The organism is Hyphococcus luteus, assembly GCF_002943565.1.
In the GTDB taxonomy this organism is placed as follows: Bacteria; Pseudomonadota; Alphaproteobacteria; order Caulobacterales; family Parvularculaceae; genus Hyphococcus; species Hyphococcus luteus.
Genome location: NZ_PJCH01000003.1, coordinates 341,893 through 357,696, shown reverse-complemented (window position 1 = coordinate 357,696; position 15,804 = coordinate 341,893). Strand labels below are relative to the sequence as shown.

Genomic DNA, 15,804 nt, shown 5'->3' with positions numbered 1-15,804 from the left:
GGGGTCAGTAATAACCCCAGATGAGCAGTCTGCTTATAATTAATAGCAGTGCGAGCCCCGCCCAGAAGGTGAGCCGGGTCCGAAGCGCGCCGTACCATTTCGGAAAAAGACCGGCATTCACCGCGTTGAGATCGCGCATCAGGAGATAAGCGAGGAGGACGAGAATAACCACATGGCGCCAGACCGCCCCGAGATAGAGGGAAAAGACGCCGTCGGGAATGATCGCGGCGAAGGCGGCGAGCGTGATCAACTGGCCGGGCACGAAGGATTCGCGAAGCTTCTGGGCGGGCGCTAGGCTCGTGCCCGCGCCGGCGCCGGCAAGATAAGCGACGATGACTGCGCCATAAACGAGCGCAATCTGGTGAAAGCCGAGCGCGACGCGCGGCGCCAGGACGGTCGGGCTCGCCCAGAGCGCGGCGGCGGCGATGAAAAACGGCGCAAGGCCGTAAAGGCCGAGCTTCGTCATTTCCGCCTGTTGACGGTTTTTCGCCATGATCGCCCTCCCGAAACGCAAACCTTTGCCCCCGCGTCCTGCGGAGAATAGACAAAAAGGTCATTTCCGGAAAGCGAGACTCGCAATCCAGCCGGCGAGAAGCGACAGCACAACGCAGAAAATCCCATAAGAAATGGGTTTTGAATGGGCGAAGTCGTAAATGCGCCGCTCAAGTCCGGCGCGGTTGACGGCGAGCGCCGTCACGTCGGAACCGATCATTTCGCCATTGCGAAAGAGGTAGACGGCGACGTCGTATTCGCCCACGGGCGTATTGGCGGGCAGGCGGGCGTCGATTGTGAAAAGCGCGCCTGTTTTGAAGGCGACCCCTTGCGTGCTGGCGTGATAGAGCCCGATCGCTTCAGCTTCGCTTAAGAAAGCGTTGCGAAAGAGGCCGGCTTTCTCCGCAGGCGCGGCGACATGATTTTCGATGGGAATATCGATATAATCCGCATCGAGACGATATTCGGCCTGCAAGGGAAGCGGCGCGATGTCGTCAACGGGCCGGGTCGAGTAAGTGAGATAAAGGCCGGGCGCCGGTCCGACCGTATGCGCAGGGCCGGGCGTCCAGATCAGATTGTTCTTTTGCATCTGGCGGATTTTAAAACGCGCGTCGGGGCCGCGAATGACGGAGATCATGTCGAGGGTCTGGGGATCATCGACGCCTGTGATCGCGCCGAAGAGGAGAAGGCGCGCGCCTGCGAAGCCGGCGTCGACCTCCACAAGTTCGTCGGTGAGCGCGATTTCGATGTCGGCGGCAGCGGCGTTGGTTGCAAGAGCGCATAGCGCGAGGAGAAGCGTTCTCATTGCGCGCCCTCCACTATGAAGAAAGAGGCGGGCGGCAGGGCGAGCCCGATCAACAACCGGGCGCAGACGGCGAGGACGATGAGCGCGAGGAGCGCCCGCAACTGCTCGCCTTTAAGTTTCATCCCGGCGCGCACGCCGAACTGCGCCCCGATGACGCCGCCGAAAACAAGCAGAAGGCCGAGGGCGATGTCCACCGTCTGGTTTGCGGCGGCGTGGAGCAGCGTCGTGATCGCCGTGACGAAGATGATGTGAAAGAGCGAAGTGCCCACCACGACATTGGTCGGCATGTTGAGAATATAGAGCATGGCCGGGACCATGATGAAGCCGCCGCCGACGCCCATGACGGCCCCGATCATGCCGATGAGAAATCCCAGCGCGATGGGCGAAAGGGGGCTGATGTAAAGCCCTGACGTGCGAAAGCGCATGGGGAAGGGCAGCGCCGCCAGCCAGGCCGGGCTGCGCCGTTTTCTGACGGGACGTTTCGTATCTGTGGAGCGAAAAAGCGTGCGCACCGATTCCGTCAGCATCAGCCCGCCGATGGCGCCGAGAAAGACGACATAAGAAACGGAAATCACCGTCTCGATCTGGCCGGTTTTCAAAAAGGCGCGGAACAAAAAGACGCCGATCGCCGATCCGACGGCGCCGCCGGCGACGAGAAACCCGCCCATCTGAAAATCGACGGTCTTGCGTTTGATATGGCCGAGCGCGCCGGAAACGGAAGACGCCGTGATCTGCACCGTCTCGCTGCCGACTGCAACGGCGGGCGGAATGCCGTAAAAGATAAGCAGCGGCGTCATCAGGAAACCGCCGCCGACGCCGAACATGCCGGAGAGAAAACCAACCGCCGCCCCCATGGCGATCACGACAAACGGATCGACGGGCATCTCCGCAATGGGGAGATAAAGCTGCATGGGAGTTACGCCGGATTGAGGAACGCAAGAAGACGCGGTGCGGTCCTTATAGGCGCGCGAAGCGGCGGGGCGCAAGCAAGAGGCGAGGGGCGGCTCAAGCCGCCCATTTAATTGACTGCGGCGGAGGCGTTGGCGCTTTCATCCGCAGGCTTGGCGGTCCAGGCTGCAACGCGCGCGTCGATATCCGCGCGGGCTTCCGGCGACAGGGCGACGCCGACGCCGGCGGCGAGCGGCTGGGCCTGATTGTCGCCGTTCCGGGCGGCCAGCGAGTACCAGTAATAGGCCTTCGCCGCATCCTGGACGGAAGAGGCGCCGTCATCGCTCGGGTGGTAGATCGCGCCGAGATTGTACTGGGAATCGACAAGGCCGAAATTCGCCGCCTTTTCGAACCAGGCGATGGCTTCGCGCGGATCGGCCGCGCCGCCGTCGCCGCGCGCGGTCATCACGCCGATGCGGTGCATGGCGAGCACATTGCCGCCATTGGCGGCGCGGCGGAACCAGACGCGCGCCTGGCCGAGATCCTGCTCGACGCCCTGGCCGGTTTTATAAAGCTCGCCGAGCTGCAATTGCGCCGGCGGGAAGCCAAGCGCCGCCGCATCCTGCAGCTTGGCGACGGCGCTCATGGCGTCTTCTTCCGTCTGTGCGGCGGAAAGCGCGTCCATGCTTTCAACATAAAGCGCTTGCGGGTCGATGGCCGGCGCTTGCGGAACCGTGGCGAGGCTTTCTTCGCTCGCCGGTTCTTCCGCCGTCGCGTTCGACGGGCTTTCCGTTTGCGCTGCGGGCCGCGCCGGGGGCTCCGCCGGGTTGAAGATGAAATCCTTCATGAGATAAACGAGCGCCGCAATCGCCAGCACGATGGCGAGGGCGAGCGCCATGGTCAGCGGGCGCGCCGAGGCGGTGGATTGCAGCGTTTCAAGCGCGGCCCGGTCGCCATTGCCGCGCGGCGCATCCTCATCGTCGAATTTGATGCGCTCATCGGCCGGTTCCGGCGCGCGGGTTTCGTCTTCGTCGTTGCTTTCCTTTTTGCGGCTGAGCCTGGCGCGCGCGGAAGACAGCGCTGCGGCGATCTTGCCGAAGCGTCCGCGCGGGCTTTCGTCCTCATCGTCCTCGAAACCGGCCGCCGCCGCCGGGGCTGGCGAATGAGTTTGAGACGGGGCCGTCGCTTCGGCTTGTTTCGTTTCTTCGGTTGTCGCCGGGGCGGCTTTCGGCGCCTCGGCTTTGAGGCCGGCTTCGGCGGCGCGTTTCTGGCGCGCGCGCGCGGCGAGGATGGCGCGCTGTTTTGCGGTCAATTGCGAGCGGCGCGGGCGGCGTTCTTCGGATTCACGTTGTTCGGCGGCTTCGCGGGCGCGGCGGCGCGCGGCCTGCACCATGTCTTCTTTGGGGGCTTCGGCGGGCGCCGGCGCTTCGCCTTTTGCAGCGCCGCCTCCCGACATGCCTTCGGAGAGAGAGGCGGTGTTGGGCGCTTGCGTGTCTTCCTCTTCGCCGCTTTCGCCATCCTCGTCCTCCTCGGCGAAAAGCGCGCTGATATCGTCGTCTTCGTCTTCGTCTTCTTCTTTTTGAGTCTCCGCTTCGTCGGCATAGCTTTCGCCGGCAAGGGCGCTGCGCACTTCGGCGAGCAGGGACCGGGCGTCTTTCGATGCTTCGTCGTCGCCGTTTTCCGTTTCGTCGGCGCTGACCGTGATGTCGCCTTCCTCGCTCGCCTCAGCGGCGTCGTCGTCAAGCTGGAAGCTGAAATCGTCAGCGGCTTCGTCTTCGCTTTCCTCCTCGATTTCATCGGAGAACGCGAATGGATCGGTTTCGGGCTCCGTTTCCTGCGCGGTCTCGGCGTCGGCTTCGGACTCGATGGCGCTGACCGCATCCTCGATTTCTTCGGCGACGTCGCCCGGATCTTCGGTGACGATTTTCGGCGCGGGCGCGCGCCTGAGGGCGACGGCGGGCTGCGCGTCCGGGGTTTCGGCCAGCGCCTCGTCGATCTCGGCGGAAAGATCGACATTGTCGTCTTCCGCTTCGGCTTCCGCGGCGGGGGGCGTCTCCGCCGCAGCCGGCTCCGCCGGAGTTTGTTCCGGAGCATGATCAAGCGCTTCGAAGCGTGCGTTCAGGGTTTCGAGCGAACGCTGGAGCTCTCCGAGACGGTCGTCGGTTTCGCGCCGGGCTTCGGCGAGTTTCGCTTCGACGTCCTCAGCGCCGGCGCCGCCGCTTTCCTTGTTCAACTCGGCGCGGACTTCGGCGATCGTGTCGGCGACTTTCTGCACGCCGTCGGCGCTGCGTTTTTCGGCCGCCTCGATCTGGCCGGACAACTTGGCGATTGCGCCTTCCATGGCGCGGATCTGGTCGCCGCCGCGCTTGATCTCGTCGCCCAGAACACGCAGGCGCGCGCCGGTGCGCTCGACAAATTCAGGGTCGGCCGACTCTGACGCTTCGCCTTTCAGGCTTGCGGCCTCTTCGGCGATGCGTTCGGCCCGGGTCACGCGCTCGGCGAGGCTTTCGATCGTGGATTTCAGCGGCCCCAGCTCGGCGGGTTCGCCGCCGCCTTCGCCGACGCGGTCGAGGCGTTCGGCGAATTCCTGAAGCTGGGCTTCGGCGGAATCGAGACGGGTCAGCGTCGTGCGCTGGGCGCTGTTGAACTGGGTCGCCACCTGCGTCACGGCTTTTTCGAGGGCTTTCAAGGCCTCGATGCGCTGGCGGTCGTCGCCGGCGCGTTCAAGCTTTTCAATACGCTGGGCGAGATCCTGATGCGTGCCTTCGCCGGGCTTGACCCGTTCCAGACGCTGCACGCGCTCGACAAAGCCGCCCATATTGCGGGACAGCTCGGCGACGGCGGCGTTGTTTTTGGTTTCAGCCTGCGCGACCCGGTTGCGCAGGTGCTCCATCGCCGTAACCAGGTCTTTCAGCTTCAGGCCTTCCACGTCGCCGCCGGACATGTCCGGGGCGCCGCCTTCCGCCTGGCTGTAAATCATCTGGTTCAGCCACTCGCCGACCGTCATGCCTTCCCGGCGCGCGGCTTCCTTCGCCGTCTCGCGCGCGTCGCGTTCAATACCTTTAACGCTCCAGGGCGCGTTCGATTTCATGGCTTTCCACCGTAGTTCGCTGAGGCGACTTCCCCTCCCGCCGGCCTGGCCCGATGCGCGTCCGCATCTTAGTCCGCCAAGTCCAACAGGTCACCGTTAAGCTGCTTCGCGGGGGCCGCAAAGCCTTAAGCGGACAGGAAAAAGCCCCGATTCTTAATGAAAGGTTAATACCGATTCGCAAGGCTTAGGGGCCCTAGACGCCGGACCGGGGAAAACCAGTCGGCGGCGCGGCGCGAGGGCCGGCCGACGGGCCTCAGGCGGCGTCTTCGGCGGCGGCGCGCATCCAGTGGATGACCCTGTCTTTCAGGCGGGCCGCCGAGATCGGCTTGGAGATGTAGTCGTCCATGCCCGCGGCGAAACATTTATCCTTGTCGTCTTTGAGAGCGTGGGCGGTGATGGCGATAATCGGCGTGTGCTGGCCGCTTTCCGCTTCGGCCTCACGGATGGTTCTGGCCGCGTCGAAGCCATTCATATCCGGCATGGAAATGTCCATGAGAATGATCGCCGGGGCGTGTTCGGCGTACATGGCGAGGGCTTCGCGGCCGTTGACGGCGATCTTGAAGCTCACCCCGGTCTCTTTGAGAATGTGGGTGAGAACGAGGCGGTTCACTTCGTTGTCTTCGGCGACAAGGACGTCGAGACCGCCGGAGGACGCCGGTTCTTCGGGCGTGGTTTCCGTTTTCGGCGCAGCGGCCGGCTGCGGCGCCGGCGCGTCCCCGGCGGGCTCCTCTTCCTCCGTCTTTGCGCTCGCGCTTTTCTGCAGCACGCGAATGATCGTGTCGAACAACAGGCTCGACCGGGCGGGCTTGGTGAGATGCGCGTTCACCCCAAGCGACAGGAAACTGTTTCCGGAGGCTTCGTCCACGGAGGTCAGCATCACGATCGGCAAAGTTTTGAACGCCGGGTCGGCGCGCAGGAGCGTCGCCACATCGGCGCCGGTCATGCCGGGCATGTGATAGTCGAGGATAAGCAGATCCGGCGTCGTCCCGGCGGCGACTTGTTCGCGCAGGCCTGAAAGTCCTTCATGCCCGTTTTCATAGAGCACGCATTCATAGCCCCAGCCGGTCAGCTGTTCGTTGAGAATCTTGCGGTTGACGTCGTTGTCGTCGATGACGGCGATGCGCGCGCCGGAAACGTCGACCGGCGCGGCGGCGGGTTTTTCTTCGCCTTCATGAACCGGCAGGGTCACCGTGAACCAGAAGGTCGATCCTTCGCCTTGCTTGCTTTCGACGCCGATTTCTCCGCCCATCAGGTTGACCAGGGACGCGGTGATGGCGAGGCCGAGGCCGGTGCCTTCATGTTTGCGCGTGGCGCTGTCGTCGGCCTGATTGAACTTTTCGAAAATGCTGGCGCACTTGTCTTCCGGAATGCCGATGCCGGTGTCCTCGATTTTGAAGGTCAGCTTGTAGCCTTCCTCGCATGGCTCGCCGGAAAGGGCGGCGAGGATGTGGCCTTCGTCGGTGAATTTGGCCGCATTGCCCATGAGATTGGTGAGGATCTGGCGCAGCCGCCCGGCGTCGCCCACAAACATCGCCGGCAAGTCCGGCTGAATGCGCACGGCGAGTTCGAGGTTCTTGTCGCTGACGCGCGAGGATATCAGCACGGCCACATCCTCGATCGCCTCGGCGATGGAAAACGGCGCCGGATGCAGCTTCATCTGGCCGGCGTCGATTTTCGAAAAATCGAGGATGTCGTTGATGATCGTCAGGAGCGCTTCGCCGGATTTCAGAATAGTCGAGGCGTAAACCGACTGCGTGTCGGTCAGGTCCGTGGCGCACAAAAGCTCGGCCATGCCCATGACGCCGTTCATGGGCGTGCGGATTTCGTGACTCATATTGGCGAGAAACGCCGCCTTCGCCCGTTCGCTCGCTTCGGCCTTCTTCTGCGCGTTCTTCAGCGCAGTGACGTCGGTATAGGTGACAATAATAGTGTCGTTGCCGCAGTCCATCGCTTCGATCACGAGATGGCGTCCGTCTTCCAGCGCCCAGGAGCGGCGGAAGCGGCCGTTGTCGTGAATCTTCCGGATCACTTCGGCCTTCATTTCCTCGATGCTCAAGTCTGTGTCAGACAGGTGCGTCGACAGGATCGCCTCCATCATCGCGCTCCAGGGCGTGCCGGCGGCGGTGACGCCTTCGGGAAGGTCATAGAACTCGGCGAGATGGCGGTTGCAAAAAAGAAGCTTGTCGTTTTTCACGACATAGAACATCTGCGGCATTGCATGAATTGCATTGAGCACCATGTCATGCTGCTCGATGAGCGCCGCGAGCGCCTCGCGGTCGCGCATCAGGAGATCGATCTCCGCCTGCCGCTGCTTGTTCATAAGAGCGCTTCCCATCAGCGGCCCTTTGGGGCCGTCTTTGCGCAGCATTATGCTTTCGAAAACCTTTACGTTCGGTAAGGGCGCGGCGGATCGGCCTGAAATGCTTTGCGCCCTTGAACCGGGGGAGGCGGAGACCTTAATAAAGTCTTGCCGCGCAGGGCTCCTGCGAACGGCCTCGCCCGAGGCTTCGGCACTGCGATTTGCTGGTGTTTTTTCGGGCGAGGACGGGCAAAATGGCGAAACCGCGCCGCCAAAAGCCGGCCAGGGCCAGCCTGCAACTGCGATCACCGAAAGCCGAGGGAACAATGACCACCTACACCGCGCCGCTCAAAGACATGCAGTTTGTCCTCAACGAAGTGCTGCAGATCTCCAAATATTCAAATCTCCCGGGCTTTTCAGAGGCGAGCGAGGACGTGGTCGAGGCGATCCTCGAAGAGGGCGCGAAAATGGCCTCGAACGTCCTCCACCCGATCAACCAGTCCGGCGACAAGGAGGGCTGCACCCGCCATGAGGACGGGTCGGTGACGACGCCCAAGGGCTTCAAGGAAGCCTATGAGATCTACAAGCAGGGCGGCTGGCAGGGCCTTTCCTTCGATCCCGACTATGGCGGTCAGGGGCTGCCCTACATTCTCGCCGTGGCGGTCTCGGAAATGGTCTCGGCGGCGAACATGGCCTTCGGCATGTATCCGGGCCTCGCCCGCGGCGCCGCCGACGCGATCCACGCCCACGGCACCGACGAGCAGAAACAGAAATACCTCCCCAACATGATCGCCGGCGAATGGGGCGGCACCATGAACCTCACTGAACCTCATTGCGGCACCGATCTGGGACTTCTCAAGACCAAGGCGGTTCCGCAGGGCGACGGCGCCTACAAGATCACCGGCTCCAAGATTTTCATCTCCGCCGGCGAGCACGACCTCACCGAGCAGATCATCCATCTGGTGCTCGCGCGCATCGAAGGCGCGCCGGAAGGGGTGAAAGGCATCTCGCTTTTCATCGTGCCGAAATATCATATCAACGATGACGGCTCGCTCGGCGAGCGCAATGGCGTGATGTGCGGCTCCATCGAAGAGAAGATGGGCATTCACGCCAATTCCACTTGCGTTCTCAATTACGACGATGCGACGGGCTATCTCCTCGGCGAGGAGAACAAGGGCCTGCGCGCCATGTTCACCATGATGAACGAGGCGCGCCTCGGCGTCGGCCTGCAGGGGATGGCGATTTCCGAAGTCGCCTATCAGAACGGCGCGGCTTACGCGAAAGACCGCCTGCAGGGACGCGCGCTCACCGGCCCGGAAGAGCCGGAAAAACCCGCCGACCCGATCATCGTGCATCCGGACGTTCGCCGCATGCTGATGGATCATAAAGCGTTTACGGAAGGCGCGCGCGCCTGGATGTACTGGTCGGCGCTTTACGGCGACTTGCAGAACGTGTCTGAAGACGAAGCGACCCGTCAGAAGGCGGACGATTATATGGGCCTGATGACGCCGGTCCTGAAGTCCTATCTCACCGACCGGGGCTACTGGCACGCCACCAACGCCCAGCAGGTCCTGGGCGGCCACGGCTATATCCAGGAATGGGGCATGGAGCAGTTCGTGCGCGACGCCCGCATCGCCATGATCTATGAAGGCGCGAACGGCATTCAGGCGCTCGACCTCGTCGGCCGCAAGCTGCCGAAGGACGGCGGGCGCGCCGTCATGACCTTCTTCGCCGAGATCGACGAATTTGTGAAAGACCATGAAGGCGATGAAGATATGAAGCCCTATGTCGAGGGGCTCGCCGCGGTGAAGGCCGACATGGTCGAGGCGACCCAATGGTTCATGGCGAACGCCATGCAAAATCCGAACAACGCCGGCGCCAGCTCCATGGATTATCTCGGCCTGACGGCGCTGACATGTCTCGCTTACGCCTGGGCGATGTCGGCGAAAGCCGCGCTCGAGAAAAAAGACTCGAGCGACGATTTCTACAAGAACAAGCTCATGACCGCGAAATATTTCGTCGATCGCGTCCTGCCGGAGCGCTCGGCGCATCTTGCGAAAATCAAATCCGGGTCGGAAGCGATGATGGCGCTGCCGGCGGAGGCGTTTTAACCGCCGCGCCCCATGCAAACGCTTCTGTTCGATCTCGGCGGGGTCGTCGTCGATTATCGCGGCCCCGAACGTCTCGCTGCGCTGTCTAAGGGCGTCATGTCGGTTGCGGACGCGCATGCGGCGATGTCGGCGTCGGACAATCTGCACGCTTTCGAACGCGGCGAGGTTTCGCCTGAAGGCTTTGCAGAAAAGGCGGTCAGGGAATGGCGTCTCGACCTGCCGCCGGCGGCGTTCATCGCCGATTTCGAAACCTGGCCGGAGCGCCTCTATCCCGGCGCGAAAGAGGCGATCGAGGCGCTGAAGGGCGGGGCCCGGCTTGCCTGTCTTTCCAATATCAACATTCCGCACTGGCGCCAGGCCGAAGTCCTCGGGCTTGCCGGCCTTTTCGAGCACGCTTTCCTCTCCCATGAAATGGGATCGCGAAAGCCGGAGCCTGCGATCTATGAAAAGGTTCTTGAGGCGCTGAACGCGCCGGCGGAGACGATTGTTTTCTTTGATGATGTTCCGGCCAATATCGCCGCGGCGCGCGCAGCGGGGCTTGAAGCGCACCATATCGTCAAGCCGGAGACGCTGGCGCCCGTTCTGAAACAGATCGCACGGAATTGAGTCTCGTTTTAAGCCTGTTTTTAGGGTCGGGCGGCTTCTTTTCAGAGGAGAGGCGGCAGCCCTTTTTCAGCTCTCATGAATGTGAAATGCGCAGCGTCATGAAGACCTGCGTCCTATCCAAATGTTCATCCTGGAGGCGCGGCGCATTTAAGGAGTCTTTAAGGAGCGGCTCCTATCTCATGGCGCGCGGATGAAATTGAATTTGCGTGCGTTTCATTCCGCAGCCGTGCTGTTGCTCCATTTAATGAAGATGCGTTTTCGAACGCTTATGGAGTGATGAAATGACCAAAAGACCCTACCAGTTTGAACTTGTGGATGACAAAGGCATCCAGGTGAAGCGCGTTTCGCTCCGCTGCACCAATCTCGACGCCTATGACCGCGCCGTGCGTCTGCTCAACGAGACGCCGGAAGCGGCCGCGGCCTTCGGATTTGAAGAAAAAGGCCACGCTGTTCACGCCGCCTATCGCGGCTAGGCCTGTCGCCCGTCTCAGGGGCGGCGGCGCTCTGTGGGCGCGAATCGTTGCTTTCTCCCTCTTCCCGGCGTTCGCAGATTGCCGTCGGCGCCGAAAGCGATAGGATGCGCTTTTTCCGGCGGCTTTCGCGCGGGAATATCAGGGAAAGAGGGGCGTTAAATGCGTTTTACGATCTTATTGGCCATGGGCGCGGCGCTGCTCGCCGGTTGCGGCGGCCAGGAACCGGCCAGTCATGAACCGGCGGCGGTCGAGACGGCGGCGAACGACGTCGCCGCGGAAACCGAGCGTCTCAATCAATGGTTCGCCGCGCGCTATGAAGAAGAGCTCGATTTCAGCCCGATCACGCGCACTTTTCAGGGCGACAAGAAAGATTACGACAAGATCGACGACATGTCCGAGGAAGGACAGGATGCGCAGCTCGAATGGCGTCGTGAGACCGTCGAGGATCTGAAAGCGAATTTCGACCGGGCGAAGCTGACGCCGGAGGCGCAAACCTCTTACGACGTCTGGATCGATCAGTATGAGCGCGCCGCCGCGGAAGCGAAGTTTCGCCGCAGCGACTATGTCTTTACCCAGATGAACGGGCCGCAGGCGTTTCTCGCACAGTTTCTGATCGCCTTTCACAAGGTCGACGACGCTTCCGACATGGAGGCCTATATCGCCCGGATCGGCGGCGTTTCCCGCGCGCTCGGACAATTGCTGGACACGGCGCAATTGAACGCCGAAGCGGGCGTCAGGCCGCCGCTGTTCGCTTATGAAAGCGTTATTGAACAGGCGCGCGGGCTGATTACGGGCGCCCCTTTTGAAGGGGAGGGCGACAGCCCGGTCTGGGCCGACGCCAAGGCGAAGATCGACGCCATGGTTGAGGCCGGAACAATCGACGAGTCGAAAGCCGACGACTTAAAGGAGCGCGCGAAGACGGCGCTGCTCGAAGACTGGGCGCCGGCCTATCAGGAACTCATCGACTGGTTCGAGGAAGACAAAGCGAACGCCGCGACAACCGCGACCGGCGTCGGTTCGAATCCGAACGGGGAGGCTTATTACAAAATGCGCCTCGCCAATTCGACGACGACCGACATGAGGCCGGAAGAAGTCCATCAGCTTGGCCTCAGCGAAGTCGAGCGCATTCACGCAGAGATGGAGGCGATCAAGGAAAGCGTCGGTTTTGAAGGAACGCTGCAGGAGTTTTTCAAATTCATCCGGGAGGACGAGCAGTTTTTCTATCCGAACACCGATGAAGGCCGCCAAGCCTATATCGACGCCGCGACGGCGCATATCAATTTCATCAAGGAGAAACTGCCCGACTATTTCGGCATTCTGCCGAAGGCCGACCTCGTGGTGAAGCGGGTGGAGCCGTTTCGCGAGCAGCCGGGCGCCGCGCAGCATTATTTTCCCGGCACGCCGGACGGCTCGCGCCCGGGGGTCTACTACGCGCATCTCATCGACATGACGGCCATGCCGACCCCGGAGCTGGAAGTCATCGCCTATCATGAAGGCATCCCCGGCCATCACATGCAGATTTCGATCGCGCAGGAGCTGACAAGCGTTCCGAAATTCCGCACGCAGGCGGGCTACACCGCTTACGCGGAAGGCTGGGGGCTTTACGCCGAAAAGCTCGCCAAGGAGATGGGCGCTTATAAAGACCCTTATTCCGATTTCGGGCGCCTGTCCTCGGAGATCTGGCGGGCGATCCGCCTCGTGGTCGACACGGGGCTTCACGCGAAGGGATGGACGGAAGAAGAAGCCGTTCAATACATGTCGGAGAACTCTTCAATCTCGGAAGGCCAGATCCGGTCGGAAGTGCGCCGTTACATCGTTCTTCCCGGCCAGGCGACGGCCTATAAGGTGGGCATGCTGAAAATTCTGGAGCTGCGCGCAAAAGCGAAAGCCGAACTCGGCGACAAGTTCGACATCCGCGGCTTTCACGACACGGTGCTCGGCGGCGGCGCGCTGCCGCTCGACATTCTCGAGCGCCGAGTCGACGATTGGGTCGCCGACCAGAAGGACGCCTAAGTCCCGGCGGGCGTCCTTGCGCGCGCCCTTATGCGCGCAAGGACGCCCATTCCGGCTTCCGGTCGAACAGCTTGGCCACATAAGGACATTGCGGATCGACGCGCAGCTGGTGTTCCTTCGCATCGGCGACGGCGCGTTCGGTCAGCTTGCGGGCGATGCTCTTTCCGCGCGCTTCCGGCGGCGTAAAAGTGTGATCGATGACCATCACATCGTCATCGTTCAGGGTGTAGGTAAGTTCGGCCTCGCCGCCGGGAACGCTCGCTTTGTAACGTCCGACGCCGTCTTTTTCGTAGTGCAGGATTTCAAGCGTGTCGTCTGTCATGGCTCGTCCGTTGTAAATAATTAACACGCACCATACATGAGAACAGACAGCATTGACCGCCAGCCGGTTCCCTTCAAGATTTTTTGATCGGCAAGGACGCCGGGTCAAGGGTTTTCAGCTCGCACTCCCAGACCGTGATGACGCGCCAGCCGAGCTTTTCGAGCGCTGTTTTGTTCTTTTTATCCCGGGCCTTGTTGCGCGCGATTTTCTCGCGCCAGTAGTCGGCGTTCTGTTTCGGCTGCCGGTTCCCGCGCTTGCATTTGTGGCCGTGCCAGAAACAGCCATGGACGAAAATCACGGTTTTGTATTTCGGAAAGACGAGATCCGGCTTGCCCGGCAGGTCCTTGACGTTGAGGCGGTAGCGATAGCCCAGCGCGAAGAGCTTTTTGCGCAGCGCGATTTCGGGCTTAGTGTCGCGGCCCTTGACCGCGCGCATGACCTCCGAGCGTTTTTCCCTGGTGAAGACGTCGGTGCTTTTTTTCTGCGTCACGCCGCGCTGCGCGTCTTTGCGGCGCCGAGCACCGGCTCGAAGACGGTCTCGGCGAGCCAGGCGACAACGGAAACGCAGACGCCGTCGCCGGCAAGCTTCAGCGCCGCATTGGCGCTTTGCGGCAGGCGGTAGTCGTCGGGTAGGCCCATGAGCCGCGCCGCCTCGCGCGGATTGAGAAGACGCGAGCGGACTTCGCCGTTCTCAATGGCGAAAACTATCTGGCGTGAAGACCCGCCGGCGGGCGTGCGCAAACAGCCTGCCAGTCCGTCGAAGCGCGCCTCCACGCGCTGCACCGTCTCGCCGTTTTCCTGGCGGGTTCGGCGGAAAGCCGCGCCGGCGCGCCGCGCGCCATGCTCGATCAGCTTGTCGATGCGCGCGCGCTGATGCGGCGCCATCATGGCGATGAGCTTTTGCGTTTGCTCCGGCGCATGCCACTCGGGCGCGTCCCAGTCGATGATCTCCGACAGGCGCATATTGCGGCCGGCCCGCGGCGCGGACGCCAGCCAGAACCAGCGCGCCTTGGCCGAAACGGGCAGCGCTTCCTGCGCGGCGAGAAGCGCGGGCGGCGCCATATCCTCTTTCGGCGGACGATCCGCCGCGGGTGGAGCGAGATCCGGCGCGAAACCCAATATGAAAAGCCGCGGCCGCGATTGCGGCGTGAAATATCTGGCGTCGATGACGGCGGCGGTGACGGCGTAGCCCGCGCCGGCAAGGCACTCGGCGACGCAGGCGAAGTCGCGCCCGCCATTCGATGTGAGAAGGCCGGCGACATTTTCGATGGCGATGATGCGCGGGCCGCAGCCTTGCGAGACGAGCCCTTCCATCAACGACCAGAACGGAAAAAACGCGCCCGACCGCGCCGCGCTCATGCCGCCGCGCGCGCCGGCGAGCGACAAATCCTGACAAGGGAAAGAGCCCCAGGCGAGATCGGCCCGTTCCTTCGGCATGTCGTCGAGAGAAAGGGCGGCGATGTCGCCTTCGACGAGATCGCTTTTGCCGAAATTCGCAGCGTAAGCGGCGCATTTTACCGGATCGAGATCATTGGCGAGAAGACAGCGCCACGAACGCCCGAGACCTAGCCGCGCCATGCCGCCGCCGGCGAAAAATTCGAGAAATGTGTTTTGCGCGCGCTTCATCTTTGTTTGTCTCGTCCCGGCGCCCGATCACCGCTTTAATCATCCGTATACGCAAATCATCTGCATACGCAATGGTTCGCCACAATTGCGACACGATTGCCGTGTTTTCGCCTTAATTCAAGCGCTTATCGCAACATCGTGTGCATGTTTGCATTGACGTGACTCAGTCACTGCCGCAGATTGCCTATGGGCGCTAGGGGGCCTCGCTTTATCGACAAGGAGAGGCGAATGCCCTTGATGGAATCAGGACCATTGTCGGTCTTCAAACATGGGGCGGCGGCGATATTCGCCGTTGCAATGGCGGCGCTTTCAGCGCCCGCTTCCGCCGCGACGCAGTCTGCGACCGGCGTTTCAACAACTTCAAGCGATGGCGCGTCTCTTATGCAAGTCGCCATGCTCGACGACCGGGACCGTCACCGTCGCGAAGGACGGCGTCATGAAGGGCGACGGGACGGCGCGCGCAATGCGCGCCGTAATGAAGGGCCGCGCGGGGCCATGCGCGAGAGAAACGGCGCCGCCCGCCGCGGCGCCGATGACGGCGGGCGGCGGGATCGCGCGCGCGGTTCCGACCGACGGCGCGCGGCGGATAATGACAGAAGCCGCCGCCGGGCGGCCAATAATGACCGCAGCCGCCGCGCAGCCGGCGATGACCGTCGCCGCCGCACGGCCGACAATAATCGCCGCCGGGACGGGGCGGGCCAGCGCCGCGATAACGGCCAGCGCCGGGTTGCGCAGAATAATGACCGCCGCCGCGATAATGCGCGCAGAGATGACGACAGGCGCCGCGACGGCGCGCGAAGAAATGGCGATAAACGCCGCGACGGCGCACACAGAGATAGACGCCGCGACAGCGCCCACAAAGGCGGCGACCGCAGCAGGGACGGCGCCCGGGATCGGGACAGGCGCCGCGACGGTTATCGCGACGGACGCCGGGACCGGCGTTACGCCGACCGGCACAAGCGCCGTGATTCTTATCGCAGCGGACGCAGAGACGGACGCCATGACCGCTATCGCGACGGGCGCCGCGACCGCAGTTACGCCGACCGGCGGCACCGCCGCAGCGGGGCCTACCGCCATC

Annotated in this window: 13 protein-coding genes; 4 read left to right on the top strand and 9 right to left on the bottom strand. The window is 62.7% G+C overall.

The features are described 5' to 3' along the window. Positions 1-4 precede the first annotated feature (4 nt). The 5 genes from CW354_RS04270 to CW354_RS04250 form a co-directional block, all read right to left on the bottom strand. Positions 5-493 carry a DUF3429 domain-containing protein gene (locus CW354_RS04270; RefSeq protein WP_104828808.1) on the bottom strand — a complete coding sequence of 163 codons (489 nt, stop codon included), beginning with the start codon at positions 491-493 and terminating at the stop codon, positions 5-7. 60 nt (positions 494-553) lie between these two features. Continuing rightward, entirely contained in the window at positions 554-1,297 is a 744-nt protein-coding gene (locus CW354_RS04265) for a TIGR02186 family protein (RefSeq protein WP_104828807.1), read from the bottom strand. Next, positions 1,294-2,208, bottom strand: a complete 915-nt coding sequence (locus CW354_RS04260) for a sulfite exporter TauE/SafE family protein (RefSeq protein WP_104828806.1) — start codon at positions 2,206-2,208, stop codon at positions 1,294-1,296. Before CW354_RS04260 ends, CW354_RS04265 begins: the two co-directional genes overlap by 4 nt. Positions 2,209-2,315: 107 nt before the next feature. Continuing rightward, a complete protein-coding gene (locus CW354_RS04255; RefSeq protein ID WP_104828805.1) occupies positions 2,316-5,276 on the bottom strand; it encodes an SEL1-like repeat protein in 2,961 nt (986 codons plus the stop codon). 253 nt (positions 5,277-5,529) lie between these two features. Beyond that, positions 5,530-7,596, bottom strand: a complete 2,067-nt coding sequence (locus CW354_RS04250; RefSeq protein ID WP_165793517.1) for a response regulator — start codon at positions 7,594-7,596, stop codon at positions 5,530-5,532. Positions 7,597-7,901: 305 nt separating this feature from the next. Between CW354_RS04250 and CW354_RS04245 the strand changes: the two genes are divergently transcribed. From CW354_RS04245 to CW354_RS04230, 4 genes are all read left to right on the top strand, one after another. Then, positions 7,902-9,686 carry an acyl-CoA dehydrogenase C-terminal domain-containing protein gene (locus CW354_RS04245; protein WP_104828803.1) on the top strand — a complete coding sequence of 595 codons (1,785 nt, stop codon included), beginning with the start codon at positions 7,902-7,904 and terminating at the stop codon, positions 9,684-9,686. Positions 9,687-9,698: 12 nt separating this feature from the next. After that, positions 9,699-10,292: an HAD family hydrolase gene (locus CW354_RS04240; protein ID WP_104828802.1), complete on the top strand. Its 594-nt coding sequence runs from the start codon at positions 9,699-9,701 to the stop codon at positions 10,290-10,292. Between the two features lie 281 nt (positions 10,293-10,573). Continuing rightward, positions 10,574-10,765 carry a hypothetical protein gene (locus CW354_RS04235; protein WP_104828801.1) on the top strand — a complete coding sequence of 64 codons (192 nt, stop codon included), beginning with the start codon at positions 10,574-10,576 and terminating at the stop codon, positions 10,763-10,765. 159 nt (positions 10,766-10,924) lie between these two features. Continuing rightward, complete coding sequence (locus tag CW354_RS04230; protein ID WP_104828800.1) at positions 10,925-12,778, top strand: DUF885 domain-containing protein; 1,854 nt, start codon at positions 10,925-10,927, stop codon at positions 12,776-12,778. Between the two features lie 28 nt (positions 12,779-12,806). Here CW354_RS04230 and CW354_RS04225 read toward each other — a convergent pair whose 3' ends face one another. The 4 genes from CW354_RS04225 to CW354_RS04210 form a co-directional block, all read right to left on the bottom strand. Continuing rightward, on the bottom strand, positions 12,807-13,100 hold the full coding sequence (locus CW354_RS04225) for a GNAT family N-acetyltransferase (protein ID WP_104828799.1): 294 nt from the start codon (positions 13,098-13,100) through the stop codon (positions 12,807-12,809). Positions 13,101-13,173: 73 nt separating this feature from the next. Beyond that, positions 13,174-13,590, bottom strand: coding sequence for a very short patch repair endonuclease (locus CW354_RS04220; protein WP_104828798.1), 417 nt, complete (start codon positions 13,588-13,590; stop codon positions 13,174-13,176). Continuing rightward, a complete protein-coding gene (locus CW354_RS04215; protein WP_104828797.1) occupies positions 13,587-14,726 on the bottom strand; it encodes a DNA cytosine methyltransferase in 1,140 nt (379 codons plus the stop codon). Before CW354_RS04215 ends, CW354_RS04220 begins: the two co-directional genes overlap by 4 nt. 360 nt (positions 14,727-15,086) lie before the next feature. Further along, the gene (locus CW354_RS04210; protein ID WP_133162171.1) at positions 15,087-15,803 is read right to left on the bottom strand and encodes a hypothetical protein; all 717 of its coding nucleotides are present in this window, start codon (positions 15,801-15,803) and stop codon (positions 15,087-15,089) included. Position 15,804: the final 1 nt, after the last annotated feature.

What these genes read in the sequence shown, in the direction of transcription:
- CW354_RS04270 (WP_104828808.1), bottom strand. Translation starts at nt 493, where the DNA reads ATGGCGAAAAACCGTCAACAGGCGGAAATGACGAAGCTCGGCCTTTAC.
- CW354_RS04265 (WP_104828807.1), bottom strand. Translation starts at nt 1,297, where the DNA reads ATGAGAACGCTTCTCCTCGCGCTATGCGCTCTTGCAACCAACGCCGCT.
- CW354_RS04260 (WP_104828806.1), bottom strand. Translation starts at nt 2,208, where the DNA reads ATGCAGCTTTATCTCCCCATTGCGGAGATGCCCGTCGATCCGTTTGTC.
- CW354_RS04255 (WP_104828805.1), bottom strand. Translation starts at nt 5,276, where the DNA reads ATGAAATCGAACGCGCCCTGGAGCGTTAAAGGTATTGAACGCGACGCG.
- CW354_RS04250 (WP_165793517.1), bottom strand. Translation starts at nt 7,596, where the DNA reads ATGAACAAGCAGCGGCAGGCGGAGATCGATCTCCTGATGCGCGACCGC.
- CW354_RS04245 (WP_104828803.1), top strand. Translation starts at nt 7,902, where the DNA reads ATGACCACCTACACCGCGCCGCTCAAAGACATGCAGTTTGTCCTCAAC.
- CW354_RS04240 (WP_104828802.1), top strand. Translation starts at nt 9,699, where the DNA reads ATGCAAACGCTTCTGTTCGATCTCGGCGGGGTCGTCGTCGATTATCGC.
- CW354_RS04235 (WP_104828801.1), top strand. Translation starts at nt 10,574, where the DNA reads ATGACCAAAAGACCCTACCAGTTTGAACTTGTGGATGACAAAGGCATC.
- CW354_RS04230 (WP_104828800.1), top strand. Translation starts at nt 10,925, where the DNA reads ATGCGTTTTACGATCTTATTGGCCATGGGCGCGGCGCTGCTCGCCGGT.
- CW354_RS04225 (WP_104828799.1), bottom strand. Translation starts at nt 13,100, where the DNA reads ATGACAGACGACACGCTTGAAATCCTGCACTACGAAAAAGACGGCGTC.
- CW354_RS04215 (WP_104828797.1), bottom strand. Translation starts at nt 14,726, where the DNA reads ATGAAGCGCGCGCAAAACACATTTCTCGAATTTTTCGCCGGCGGCGGC.
- CW354_RS04210 (WP_133162171.1), bottom strand. Translation starts at nt 15,803, where the DNA reads ATGGCGGTAGGCCCCGCTGCGGCGGTGCCGCCGGTCGGCGTAACTGCG.